This is a genomic window from Kutzneria viridogrisea DSM 43870, from assembly GCF_000525635.1.
Lineage (GTDB): Bacteria > Actinomycetota > Actinomycetes > Mycobacteriales > Pseudonocardiaceae > Kutzneria > Kutzneria viridogrisea.
In genome coordinates this window covers 168,303-180,946 of record NZ_CP007155.1, presented here as the reverse complement: position 1 = coordinate 180,946, position 12,644 = coordinate 168,303, and the positions used below count along the sequence as shown (strand labels likewise).

Annotated in this window: 11 protein-coding genes; 5 read left to right on the top strand and 6 right to left on the bottom strand. The window is 69.4% G+C overall.

Annotation, left to right across the window (positions count from 1 at the left end):
• Positions 1 to 2: 2 nt before the first annotated feature.
• Positions 3 to 1,202: a cysteine desulfurase-like protein gene (locus KALB_RS00855; RefSeq protein ID WP_025353837.1), complete on the bottom strand. Its 1,200-nt coding sequence runs from the start codon at positions 1,200 to 1,202 to the stop codon at positions 3 to 5.
• Positions 1,203 to 1,328: 126 nt separating this feature from the next.
• On the opposite strand from KALB_RS00855, the gene KALB_RS00850 reads away from it, so the two are divergent.
• The 4 genes from KALB_RS00850 to glfT1 all read left to right on the top strand — a co-directional run bounded on the left by KALB_RS00850 (position 1,329) and on the right by glfT1 (position 4,664).
• Positions 1,329 to 1,886 (top strand): bacterial proteasome activator family protein, encoded by a 558-nt coding sequence (locus KALB_RS00850; RefSeq protein ID WP_025353836.1) that lies wholly within the window; start codon positions 1,329 to 1,331, stop codon positions 1,884 to 1,886.
• A 129-nt stretch (positions 1,887 to 2,015) separates the two neighbouring features.
• A complete protein-coding gene (gene wzm / locus KALB_RS00845; RefSeq protein ID WP_025353835.1) occupies positions 2,016 to 2,933 on the top strand; it encodes a galactan export ABC transporter permease subunit Wzm/RfbD in 918 nt (305 codons plus the stop codon).
• 13 nt (positions 2,934 to 2,946) lie between these two features.
• Positions 2,947 to 3,762 (top strand): galactan export ABC transporter ATP-binding subunit Wzt/RfbE, encoded by an 816-nt coding sequence (gene wzt, locus KALB_RS00840; RefSeq protein ID WP_025353834.1) that lies wholly within the window; start codon positions 2,947 to 2,949, stop codon positions 3,760 to 3,762.
• On the top strand, positions 3,759 to 4,664 hold the full coding sequence (gene glfT1, locus KALB_RS00835; protein WP_025353833.1) for a galactofuranosyltransferase GlfT1: 906 nt from the start codon (positions 3,759 to 3,761) through the stop codon (positions 4,662 to 4,664). Before wzt ends, glfT1 begins: the two co-directional genes overlap by 4 nt.
• Before the next feature lie 51 nt (positions 4,665 to 4,715).
• Here the strand turns inward: glfT1 and KALB_RS00830 are convergent, their stop codons facing one another.
• The 5 genes from KALB_RS00830 to KALB_RS00810 all read right to left on the bottom strand — a co-directional run bounded on the left by KALB_RS00830 (position 4,716) and on the right by KALB_RS00810 (position 10,166).
• Complete coding sequence (locus KALB_RS00830; RefSeq protein WP_025353832.1) at positions 4,716 to 6,647, bottom strand: glycosyltransferase; 1,932 nt, start codon at positions 6,645 to 6,647, stop codon at positions 4,716 to 4,718.
• 1 nt (position 6,648) lies between these two features.
• Positions 6,649 to 7,836, bottom strand: coding sequence for a UDP-galactopyranose mutase (glf, locus tag KALB_RS00825; RefSeq protein ID WP_025353831.1), 1,188 nt, complete (start codon positions 7,834 to 7,836; stop codon positions 6,649 to 6,651).
• A 161-nt stretch (positions 7,837 to 7,997) separates the two neighbouring features.
• Positions 7,998 to 9,218 (bottom strand): MAB_1171c family putative transporter, encoded by a 1,221-nt coding sequence (locus KALB_RS00820; protein WP_025353830.1) that lies wholly within the window; start codon positions 9,216 to 9,218, stop codon positions 7,998 to 8,000.
• Entirely contained in the window at positions 9,215 to 9,721 is a 507-nt protein-coding gene (locus KALB_RS43535; protein WP_025353829.1) for an ImmA/IrrE family metallo-endopeptidase, read from the bottom strand. Before KALB_RS43535 ends, KALB_RS00820 begins: the two co-directional genes overlap by 4 nt.
• A gap of 10 nt (positions 9,722 to 9,731) precedes the next feature.
• A complete protein-coding gene (locus KALB_RS00810; protein WP_025353828.1) occupies positions 9,732 to 10,166 on the bottom strand; it encodes a helix-turn-helix domain-containing protein in 435 nt (144 codons plus the stop codon).
• A gap of 500 nt (positions 10,167 to 10,666) precedes the next feature.
• On the opposite strand from KALB_RS00810, the gene KALB_RS00805 reads away from it, so the two are divergent.
• On the top strand, positions 10,667 to 12,637 hold the full coding sequence (locus KALB_RS00805) for a DUF6541 family protein (protein ID WP_025353827.1): 1,971 nt from the start codon (positions 10,667 to 10,669) through the stop codon (positions 12,635 to 12,637).
• Positions 12,638 to 12,644: the final 7 nt, after the last annotated feature.

Below are 12,644 nucleotides of genomic sequence, written 5' to 3'. Positions count from 1 at the left end.
GCTCAGCCGAGTTCGGAGAGTGCTCTGATGAGCTGGTCGACCTCCATGGCGTTGGTGTAGTGCGCCAACCCGATGCGCACCGCACCGCCGATCTCGCCCACGCCAAGCACCGAGAACACCCCGGTCTGCCCGGAGTCGGCGAAGGCGCACACCCCGTGCCCGGCCAGGTGCTCCACGGCCTCGCTGGCCTTGACCCCGGACACCGTGAACGCCAGCGCGGGCACCCGGCGCATCGCGTCGCCGATCACCATGGCGTTGCGCGACCAGCGCAGCTCGTTGATCAGGTGCGCCAGCAACCCGGCCTGGTAGGACTTCACCGAGCCCAGCGAGGACAGCAGCCGCTCCCTGCGCGGGCCCACCGCGGCGTCGTCCAGCGCCGCCAGGTAGTCCACGGAGGCCACCAGCCCGGCCAGCAGCGGGTAGGCGTGCGGGCCCAGTTCGAGCCGCTCCGGGCCGCGCGCGCCCGCCTCCAGCGCCACCGAGGGCAGCCGGTCCAGCAGGGTGGCGTCGCGGAAGACCAGGGCGCCCACCGGGGGCCCGCCCCAGGAGTTGGCCGAGACGGCGACCACGTCGGCACCCATGGACACGATGTCCAGTGGCATGAACGGGGCCGCCGAGGAGGCGTCCACCACGACCAGCGCGCCCGCGTCCCGGGCGGTCGCGGAGATCTTGGCCAGGTCGGGTCGGGTGCCCACCGAGCCGGAGGCCGCGGTGATGGCCACCACCTTGGTCCTGGCCGACACCAGCCCGTCGTACTGCCAGGCGGGCAGCTCGCAGGTCTCGATGTCCACCTCGGCCCAGCGCACCGTGCCCCCGGAGCGCTGGGCGGCCCGTTGCCAGGGCGAGACGTTGGCCGGGTGGTCCAGTCTGGACACCACGACCTCGTCGCCCAGCAGCCAGCCGTCGCCGAGCGCGTCGGCCAGCCGTTGCAGCAGCACGGCGGAGCTGGGGCCGAGCACGACACCAGCGGGGTCGGCTCCAACCAGGTCGGCCACCGCCCTGCGGGCGGCGTCCACAATGGCCTCCGCCCGTTGGGAGGCGGGGAAGATGCCGCCCGGTCCGGAGACCGGGGCGCGCAGCGCGGTGGAAACGGCGGTAGCAACCTGTTCTGGCACCTGCATACCTGCTGGTGCGTCGAGGTGCACCCAGCCGTCGCCCAGCGCGGGGAACAGCCCACGTACCCGAGCGACGTCGAACGCCATGGCACACACCGTACGGAGGACGCCAAATCGCGCTACCCCCGGGTCGGATGACGACCCAAAGTGGGTATCGGGCCAAATTCACGGGCAGCTCGCCATCACCCGGATGACCGGGCCAGGATAGGGGGCATGAACCTGCCCAACGACGGCGAGTCCGGGAAGATCGAGAAAGAGCAGCACATCGTGGTTGTCGGGCCGGACGGTGCTCAGCTGGGCTCCGCGCGCATCCCCAGCGGGGAGGACGGCGAGGGCGGCCAGGACGTCAGCGGCCTGGTCGAGCAGCCCGCGAAGGTGATGCGCATCGGCACGATGATCAAGCAGTTGCTGGAGGAGGTGCGGGCGGCTCCGCTGGACGAGGCCAGCCGCAATCGCTTGCGGGAGATCCACAAGGCGTCCATCGCCGAGCTGGAGGACGGCCTCGCCCCCGAGCTGCGCGAGGAGCTGGAGCGGCTGTCCCTGCCGTTCACCGACGACTCCACGCCCTCCGACGCCGAGCTGCGCATCGCGCAGGCCCAGCTGGTCGGTTGGCTGGAGGGCCTGTTCCACGGCATCCAGACGGCGCTGTTCGCCCAGCAGATGGCGGCCAGGGTGCAGCTGGAGCAGATGCGCCGCGGCGCGCTGCCGCCCGGTTCGGGTGGTGGGGAGCACGAGGGCCCGCACATCCGCAGCACCGGTCAGTACCTGTGAGCGACGGGCACCCGGCGCGGCGTGACCACGCCGGGTGCCCGTTTTACTACGAACAGGTAAGCGGTGGAGACCGCTCCGTGACACGCCCACGCGTAGCAACACGTTCGGACGCCGGTACTCTTCCGTGTCGTGCATCCCTCCAGCACCATCGACCGCCCCGTGGAGCCGATCGCCTCGTCCAGCCGGACCTGGGCGCGTGCCTTCGGGGACATCCGTGACGGCCTGAACGCGCGCCAGCTCTGGGCGCACCTGGGCTGGCAGGACATCAAGCAGCGCTACCGCCGGTCGGTGCTCGGCCCGCTGTGGATCACCATCGGCATGGGCGTGACCGCGCTGGGCATCGGCCTGCTCTACGGCCTGTTGTTCGGCAACAACCCGGCGACGTTCCTGCCGTACGTCACGGTCGGCTTCATCGTGTGGAACTTCGTGCACGGCTGCCTGATCGAGGGACTGGACACCTTCATCGCCAACGAGGGGCTGATCAAGCACCTGCCCGCGCCGCTGTCGGTGTACGTGCTGCGCACGGTGTGGCGGCAGACCCTGATGTTCCTGCACAACATGGTCATCTACGTGATCGTGGCGGGCGTCTTCTTCGTCAGCATCAGCCATGCCTACACGCTGACGGACAAGATCACGCCAGGGGCCACGGTCACGGTCCATCCGGGCCTTGGCTGGTCCATGTTGCTGGCCATCCCCGGCTTCCTGCTGATCGCGCTCAACGGGGCCTGGGTCGCGCTGCTGCTGGGCATCATCAGCACCCGCTACCGCGACATCCCGCAGGTCATCAACGCCATCATCCAGCTGCTGTTCTACGGCACGCCGATCGTCTGGTCGCTGGACACGCTCGGCACGCACGCCGACACCGCGGCGCTGGTGTTGCAGTTCAACCCGCTGTTCCACCTGGTCGAGGTGCTGCGAGCACCGCTGCTCGGGCAGCAGATCGTCTGGCAGAGCTGGGTCGTGGTGCTGGGTATGACCGTGGTCGGCTGGGTGCTGGCCATGTTCGCCATGAAGAACTACCGCGCGCGCGTCTCCTACTGGGTCTGAGTGAGGCTTGGAAATGGTCAGCATCGACGTCTGGAACGCCTCGGTCGACTTCCCGATCTTCGACGCGAAGTCCCGATCCATGAAGAAGGCCGTGCTCGGCAAGGCGGGCGGCAAGATCGGCACCGAGAGCCGGGTCCCGATCATCGAGGCACTGCGGGACATCACGCTCTCGCTACAGCACGGTGACCGGGTCGGCCTGGTCGGGCACAACGGCGCGGGCAAGTCCACGCTGCTGCGGCTGCTCGCGGGCATCTACGAGCCGACACGGGGCTCCTCCCGGATCAACGGCCGGGTCGCCCCGGTGTTCGACCTGGGTGTGGGCATGGACCCGGAGATCTCCGGGTACGAGAACATCATCATCCGTGGCCTGTTCCTGGGCATGACCCGCAAGCAGATGGAGAAGCGGGTCGAGGACATCGCGGAGTTCTCCGAGCTGGGCAACTACCTGTCGATGCCGCTGCGCACCTACTCCACCGGTATGCGGGTGCGCCTGGCGCTGGGCGTGGTGACCTCCATCGACCCGGAGATCCTGCTGCTGGACGAGGGCATCGGCGCGGTGGACGCGGCCTTCCTGGACAAGGCCCGCACCCGGCTCAACGACCTGGTGAAGCGCTCCGGTCTGCTGGTGTTCGCCTCGCACTCCGACGAGTTCCTGATGGAGCTGTGCAACTCGGCGATCTGGATGGACCACGGCCAGATGAAGATGCGCGGCTCGCTGCGCGAGGTGCTCACCGAGTACAAGGGCCGCGACCCCTTCGAGGGCATGTCGCACGAGCAGCTGGAGCGGCTGGGCCAGCTGCCGGTGCTGCCGAACGGGGACCCGGCGTGACCGCCGCGTCGCCGCTGCCCAAGGGCGCCGTGGTCGCGGTTGTGGTCACCCGCAACCGCCGCGAGCTGCTGGCCAACTCGCTCAAGGTGATGGCGGCGCAGAGTGTGCCGCTGCACCACCTGGTCGTGGTGGACAACGGGCCGGAGCAGTCCGCCAAGGAGATCGTCGAGTCCTGCCCGATCCCGTCCACGTACCTGCTCTCGCACCGCAACCTCGGCGGCGCGGGCGGCTTCGCGCTGGGCATGCTGCACGCGCTGGCGCTGGGCGCCGAGTGGGTATGGCTGGGCGATGACGACGGCCGCCCCGCCGACGAGAACGTGTTGCAGGTCCTGCTGGAGGAGGCGCAGCGGCGCAAGCTGGCCGCGGTGTCCCCGGTGGTGGCCGACATCGACGACCCGAACCAGCTGGCCTTCCCGCTGCGCCGCGGCCTGACCTGGAAGCGCGGCACCTCCGAACTGGGTGAGGACTTCCTGCCCGGCATCGCCTCGCTGTTCAACGGCGCCCTGTTCCGCGCCAGCGCGCTGGACGTGGTGGGCGTGCCGGACTACCGGCTGTTCTTCCGCGGGGACGAGGTGGAGATCCACCGCAGGCTCATCCGCAGCGGGCTGCCCTTCGGCACCACCCTGCGCACGACCTACCTGCACCCCAACGGTTCCGGCGAGTTCAAGCCGATGCTGGGCGGCCGGTTCCACGCGCAGGACCCCGAGGACCAGATCAAGCGGTACTACACCTACCGCAACCGCGGCTACCTGCTGTCCCAGCCGGGCATGCGCAAGCTGGGCGCGCTGGAGTTCATCCGCTTCGGCCTGTACTTCCTGGGTGTGCGCAAGGATCCCAAGGCGTTCGCGCAGTGGGTGAAGCTCGTGCTGCAAGGTCGGCACGAACGCTTCTACCGGAAGTGAGAGAAGGCCCCGCACACACCGTGTGCGGGGCCTTCCTGCTTCTCACCGAACTCAGTTCTCGAACACCTTGCGCCAGGACTCGACCGAGGTCAGCTCCGGCAGGGCGTCGCGGTACACCTGCTTCATCCGCGGCCACTCGCGGGCGAGCCTGCGGTAGTTGTTGATGACCCGCTTGCCCAGTTCGCGGAACTCCCTGGGGTCGCGGCGGCGGAAGGACACCCCGCTGCCGTCCGCGTTGGACACGGTGGCGCTGTCCAGGTTGCCCAGCAGGAACCAGCGGGCGTTGTTCGCCGGAACGTTGATCTGCGGGCGGTCCATCGCAGCCGGTTCCGGCTCCTTGAGGTTGTGCAGCAGCGCCTCGAAGGCCCGCACCGCGATCACGGCGGGGTTCACCGGGGGACGCAGCATCTGCTCGGCCCGCACCATGTCGAAGGTGGGCGGCGGGAACTCCCGTGCCGAGGGCAGGGTCTGCGCGTCGGTGTACTTCTTGCGCAGCTGGGCAACGTCACCGATCGCGGTCCGCATCGAGTCGAACAGGCGGTCCGGACCTGCCAGGAAGTCCTCGATCGCCTTCTGCTGGAGGGCGACCGTGGAGTACTCCATGGACAGCAGGTGCCGCAGCGACAGCTTCAGGCCCTGTTGCACCAGGGTCTTGCGCACGTCGTACGGGCTGTGCAGCGCGGCAAGGATCAGCCGGTTGCGGGTGTGGAAGTACGCCTGCCAGTCGGTGGCGTCGTTCTTGTCGGTCCACGGCATGTGCCAGACCGCCGAACCGGGCAGGCTCACCGTCGGGTAGCCCTTGTGCAGCGCCCGCAGCGAGTACTCCGAGTCGTCCCACTTGATGAACAGCGGCAGCGGCATGCCGGTCTGCTCGACGACCTCACGCGGGAACAGGCACATCCACCAGCCGTTGTAGGTGACGTCGATGCGCCGGTGCAGCTTCTTGGACTTGCGCAGCGACTTGCTGGCGAAGTCGTGGTCGGTCACCGCGCCGGGAGCCGCCCGCCAGAAACAGGAGCCCAGGTCGATGACCTCGCCCATGGTGTGCAGCCGGGACCTGGCCTGCAGGTTGAGCATGTGGCTGCCGACGACCACCGGCTGCGTCGCGGCCCGCGCGAAGGCGTTGGACCGCAGCAGCGCGTCCGGCTCCAGCCGGATGTCGTCGTCCATCAGCATGATCTGGTCGGCGTCGGTGTTCACCAGCGACTCGAACATGCCGCGGCCGAAACCACCCGAGCCGCCCAGGTTGGGCTGCTCGATGACCTGGAGCCGGTCACCGAGCGCCTTGGCAGCCTCGGTGAAGCCCTCGGTGTCGCGCACCTTGACCGCGCCCTGGTCGGCGACGAACACCTTGGACACCACCGCGAGCACGGCGGGGTCCTCGCCCAGGGTGCGCAGCGCGATCACCGCGTCCACCGGGCGCATGGTGGTGATGGCCACCGCGATCTTCTGCTCGGGCAGCTGCTCGTCGGTGGTCCAGGCGCCGTCCTTGAGCTCCAGCGTGGAGTCGTCGGTGAACAGGTCGAACCAGATCCAGCCGCCGTCCTCGAACGGGGTCAGCTTGACCCGCAGGTCGACCTGGGTCCACTGCTTGGGGCTGCGGATCGTGCGCCCCTCCAGGTGCACGTGCTCGCCGCTGGGCTTGGACCGGTACATGTCCACCCGGCCCGAGCCGCGCAGGGTCAGCCGCAGCACGACCTCGCCCACCCGGGTCCAGCGCTTCCAGTAGCTGGCCGGGAAGGCGTTGAAGTACGAGCCGAAGGACACCTTGGCCGAGCGGGGCACGGTGACCTCGCAGCGACCCGACACGTGGCTGTGCGTGTTCTTGGACTCGTCCAGGTACAGCGGCCGGACGTCGAGCGGGTCACCGTCGCGCGGCAGGATGATGCGCTGGAGCACGGTGCCCGACGAAGCGCTGGCCTTGCTGTCGGCCGCTGCCTTGGCTGGCGCGGCCGGCTGGTCAGTCCTCGTCTGATCGGTCACGTCAGTCCTCCAGTGAGCCGTCCAGTGAACGGCCTTCGGTCAGGTAGGGAGCGATCTTGTTGTCGTACATGCTCAGCGCTGAGCCGATCGCCATGTGCATGTCAAGGTACTTGTAGGTGCCGAGCCGACCACCGAAGAGCACCTTGCGCTCGGCGGCCTCGCGCTTGGCGAGCTCGCGGTAGGCGGCCAGCTTCGCCCGGTCTTCCTCGGTGTTGATCGGGTAGTAGGGCTCGTCGCCCGACTCCGCGAACCGCGAGTACTCGCGCACGATGACCGTCTTGTCGGTCGGGTAGTCGCGCTCCGGGTGGAAGTGCCGGAACTCGTGGATCCGGGTGTAGGGCACGCCCTCGTCGTTGTAGTTCATCACGGAGGTGCCCTGGAAGTCGCCGACCGGCAGGACCTCGGTCTCGAAGTCGAGCGTGCGCCAGCCCAGCTCACCCGCGCTGTAGTCGAAGTACTTGTCCAGCGGGCCGGTGAACACCGTGAGGGTGCCCTCGGGGATCTGGCCGCGCACCTCGAAGTAGTCGGTGTCCAGCCGGACCTCGATGTTCGGGTGGTCGGCCATCTTCTCCAGCCAGGCGGTGTAACCGTCGACGGGAAGGCCCTCGTAGGCGTCGTTGAAGTACCGGTTGTTGAAGTTGTAGCGGACCGGCAGCCGGGTGATGATCGCCGCGGCCAGTTCCTTCGGGTCGGTCTGCCACTGCTTGGCGGTGTAGCCGCGCACGAAGGCCTCGTACAGGGGACGGCCGATCAGCGAGATCGCCTTCTCCTCGAGGTTCTTCGCGTCCGCCGAGTCGATCTCGGCCGCCTGCTTGGCGATCAGCTCGCGGGCCTCGTCCGGGGTGTGCGAACGACCGAAGAACTGGTTGATCATCCCCAGGTTCATCGGGAACGAATACACCTGGTCGCGGTAGCGCGCGAAGACCCGGTGCTGATAGTTGGTGAACTCGGTGAACTGGTTCACGTAGTCCCACACCCGCTTGTTGGAGGTGTGGAACAGGTGCGCCCCGTAGCGGTGCACCTCGATCCCGGTTTCCGGCTCCGCTTCGGAGTACGCGTTTCCACCGATGTGATTGCGGCGCTCCAGCACCAGCACGCGCTTGTTCAGCTGCGTGGCAGCTCGCTCGGCCACGGTGAGGCCGAAGAATCCAGAACCGACGATGATCAGGTCATAGCCCGAGAAGCTCACGGCGAGCCAGGCTACCGCAACCCGGTTTTGCCACGACACAGCGGCCGCCGCAAGGACCCTACCTCAGTCAACTACCCAACGTGGTCGAACTCGGATGTGATTTGACCGAAAGTGGCAACCGCGAGGACACCTGCGGGAAATGACGGCAGCGGTGAGCCGCGTCACGCCGGAGTGAGCGCGCGGTAGCGGCGTGAGATACGCCTGAGCCAGCGCACGTTCTCGGCGAGGTCGGTGGAGTCGGAGCCGGTGGGGATCGCCGACCTGTCGCCCAGGGGCGGCGGGTCCCCGGCGCGGAGCAGGCGCAGCGCACCCGCCAGCATCTCGGCCTCGGCCCGGTCCGGGCCGCCGGGCAGCGCCCGCTGGTAGACGGCCGGGTCGCAGTGGTCCAGCAGCGCGCGGCGAGCGTCCCAGATCTGCACGACCCGCAGGTGCAGCCTCAGGTCCATGTCCGCCCAGTGCGGGGCCCAGCGCTCGTTCCACGCGGTGCCGAGCCGCCGCGCGAGCCGGTTGCCGGGGAAACGGCGGTCCAGCCACTCGCTGAACCGGGACGGGTCCAGGCCCATGCGCACGTGCGGGAACGGCTCGGTCAGCGCGTGCCACAGCGGGTGCAGCGCGCGGTGCGCCCGGTGCCTGCGCAGCCAGCGGCCCAGCGCGGACAGTGCGGGTCCCCAGCCGGGCACCGTCAGCCCGATCAGGCCCATCGGCAGGGCGGCGCCGATCAACCAGGCGGTGACGTCGCCCTCCTTGAACAGCACCGCCCCGCTGATCACCGAGGTGCCGATGTAGGCGACCTTGAAGCAGCAGTACACGACGGCGATCGAGTCGCCGATGCCGCCGACCACCATGCCGCGACGGATCCACGGCTCGGTGGACAGCCGCGACCAGCGCCAGGACAGCACGGCGATCGTGCCGACCGCGGTGCTCAGGTAGAGGGTGAACACCATGATGTAGGCCGAGGTCCACGGCGCGTGCGCGTAGCGGGCGGAGAAGCCCTCCGTGTAGTCCATCGGCGGGGCGAGCGAGGCGAAGCCCACGGCCAGCACGACCGCGCACAGCAGCACCAACCCGTGCCGACGCGCCTTGCGCCAGGCCGTGGCGCGCTCGTTGATGGAGAACAGGAAGAGCAGGACCGCCATGTAGCCGCCCGTCATGGTGGCCACGTGGGAGGCGACGGAGACGCACCAGTCCAGCGGGTGCAGCGGCACGTTGCGCTGGGCGCCGAACCCGGCCACGCCGAGCAGGATGCCCAGCACCAGGAACACCATGGCCAGCACGGCGCCCCACAGCGCGGGGTTGCGCGGGTTGCGCACCAGCGAACGGATCATGTAGCCCGCGCACAGCGCCGCGATGGCCGCGGTCACCTGGATGACGTAGTCGATCACCTGGTCCCCCGGCGCATCAGCGCGGCCACGAACCGCTCGTTGGCCGCGGCGACCTCGGGACTGCTGTGCCGGACCGGGATCATGCTGCGGGACACGCCCGCGCGCAGCCAGATCAGCGCGGCGGTGATCTCCGCCACCTTCTCGTCCAGCCCGGAGTAGCCGTCCCGCTTGGCGAAGCGGTGCGCGCTGTCCACCAGGTCCGGGTCCAGCTCGGTGAGCTCCTCGTCGGTGAGGTCCTCTAGGGTCACGCCGCGGTGCGCGAACAGCACGTGCGCCGCCTCGTGCATGACCACGTGCTCCTGCTGGAGCGGGGCGAGGGCCTCGTCGTAGACGATCACGATGTCGCGTTCCCGCTCGATCACCAGTCCGCCCGCGCCGTCGCGGGGCAGCGGGGCGGGCAGCAGGGAGATGGCCTTGCCCCTGCGCTCGGCGATCTGGTCCAGCAGGTGGTCCACGTCGAACGGCGTGGACCAGTCCAGTTCGTCCAGGGTGCGGTCGATCATCCGCCGCAGGTCAGCCGCCTGGCCGATGGCGCACTCCCTCCGAGTCGCCGAGCTTCTCGATCAGCTGCGCGACGGCGGCCAGCCCGTCCGGGGACAGGCTGCCGAGCCGGGCGTTGAGCCCGCGGACCCCGTTGCGCTCGGCCGCCTCCTGCAACCTGCGGGCGGCGGCCAGCGCGTCGAGCTGCTCGTCGGCCATGGCGGCCTTCTCGTCGTCGAGGAAATAGGTGACCTTCACGCCGAAGTACTTCGCGAGCGCTTCCAGCGTTTCGATCTTCGGATTGACCTCCTGGCCGGTGCGCAGCTTCCAGACGGTCGTCCTGGATTTTCCGATGGCCTCGCCGATCGCCTGGTCGGCGACGCTGGCCTCGCCGTCCCGTTCCGCCTTCTTGGCGATCAGAGTGGTCAGGGCCTGCGCGAGCGTGCGCTGGCTGCCAGCAGGGGACATGTGGGGCTCCTCACCGGGACACGTGTTCAGGCAACTTTACTTGACAGCCTGACCTGGCCTTGCTCTATGCTGGGTCACGTCCATCGGGGTGCCAGGGGGGCATCCCGATGGACTCGGGGGGAGGGCCCGCACAGTTCTGGTGAGCGGTACAACACAACTCCGCAGTCTAGCAGCAAAGACCTGCGCTTATCCGCTCATTCACGCGGCAGGAAATGCCGTTGGGAATGATTTCGCGCGCCCATTCCAGAATGCACGGTGACCGGCATCCCCATGCCCGGACACCACACCGCGGTCGGCGCGGCCCACCCCAGGGGCTGTGCCGACCGCCTCCGCGCGGGCAGGTCCGTCTGATCGTCCAGGTATCGTCCTGTCCCGGGGGAGGCCCGGCCCGGTGCCGGGAGATCCGCGGTCCGTGTGCACGACTTCCGGGGGCCGCAACCCCGCACGTGTGCGGGGCAGCAGGCCACTGGCCTACGGACGGCGATGGAGCGAAACCTCTCATGACCTGGCTCGACGCGGTGCCCCTGGCACTGGTGTGCGCGGCGTGGCTGATCCTGCCCGGACTCCCGGTCACCTACCTGGCCGGACTGCGCGGCATCACCGCGGTGGGCGTGGCCCCCGCGGTCACCGTGGCCGTGACCGGCGTGTCCGCCGTGGCCGCCAACAAGCTCGGCATCGGCTGGTCGGTCTGGGTGCCGCTGGTGTCGGTGCTGGGGCTGGCCGTGCTCGTCGGACTGGGCGCCCTGCTGTTGCGCCGCCGGTTCCAGGTGGTCCGCCCGGCCGACCCGCGCGGGCTGCTGGTCGCCGCCCTGCTCGGCCTGGTGCCGGTACTGGTGATCGGCAGCGTGATCCTGGTCAAGGGCATGGGGCGCCCCGAGGAGCTGGCGCAGACCTTCGACACCGTCTTCCACTACAACGCGGTCGGCTACATCCTGGACAGCGGCAACGCGTCCTCGCTGACCCTCGGCACGCTCGGGCTGCCCGGCCTCGGCGGCAGCTTCTATCCCGGCGCCTGGCACGACCTCGTCTCGCTCGCCGTGCTCAGCACCGGCGCGGGCATCCCCGCCGCCTCCAACCTGATGGCCGGGGTGCTCGCGGTGGTCGTCTGGCCGCTGTCCTGCATGGTGCTGGTCCGCCAGGTGATCGGCCGCTCGGTCGCCGCGATGGCCTGCACCGGGGTGGTCAGCATCGCGTTCAGCACCTTCCCGTGGGGCCTGCTGGGCTTCGGCGTGCTGTGGCCGAACACCCTGGGCATGACCGTGGCCCCGATCGGCATCGCCGCGGTGCTCTCGCTGTCCGGGCTGGCCACCGACGACGCGCTGGGCAAGGCGCGCGCCTGGCCGCTGCTCGGGATCAGCTACGTGGCCGCCGGCCTGGCACACCCCAACGTGGTGTTCAGCATGACCGGGATCGGCTTCTTCGCCGTGCTGACCGGTGCGCTGCGCCGGTCGATCGGCCTGTACCGGGAAGGCCGCAGGGCGCGCGCGTTCGTCGGCCCGGTGGTGGTGGTCGTGCTCTTCGGCGCGGTGTGGTGGTGGGCGGCGCACGCCTCGGTGTTCGAGCCGATCCGCCGCTCCTACTGGCCGCCCTTCGAGTCGCCCGCGCAGGCGGTCGGCGAGGCGCTGCTCAACGCGCAGAACAACCGCACCGCCCTGTGGGCGCTGTCCGCGGTGGTGCTGGTCGGCATCGTGCTGGCCAAGCGCTACCGCGCGCTGCGCTGGGTGGTCGCCGGGCACGCGCTGTCGATCTTCCTGTTCGTGGTGGCCGCCTCGATGAACCGGCCGGACACCGCCAAGTTCACCGGCTTCTGGTACAACGACTCGTACCGGCTGGCCGCCATGCTGCCGATCACCGGCGTGCCGCTGGTGGTGGCCGCGCTGCTGTGGGCCGCCACCAAGACCACGGAGTGGGGCAAGCTGCCGCGACTGGGCGGGCTGCTGCGCTCGGTCACCGGGCTGACCGTGGTCCTCGCCGCGCTGCTCGTGGTGGCCACCAAGGGCCTGTACTTCGGGGCGCACGCCGAGTCGATCAAGTCGATCTACGCCGGTGCGCGCCGCTCCGCCGACAGCACACTGGTCAGCGACCGCGAACTCGCCTTCTTCCAGCGAATCAAGGACAAGATCCCGGCCGATGCCATGGTGGCCAACAACCCCTGGGACGGCACGGTCATGATGCCCTCGCTGATCGGCCGCAAGACGATCGGCGCGCAGCTGCTGCTGGACTCGAACCCGGCCTACACCTACCTCGCCCAGCACCTGGTGGACGTCGCGCGGGACCCGCAGGTCTGCCGGTACGCCAAGCAGCTTGGCGTCGGCTACCTGGTGATCGGGGACGGCACGTTCTGGTCGGCCGACGGCAGGCGGTTGCAGTACCCGGGCACGATCGACCCGGGCAGGCGCCCCGGCTTCCAGCTGCTGGACTCCGACGGCCCGATGAAGCTGTTCCGGATCACCGCCTGCGGCACGGGCTGAACCCGGA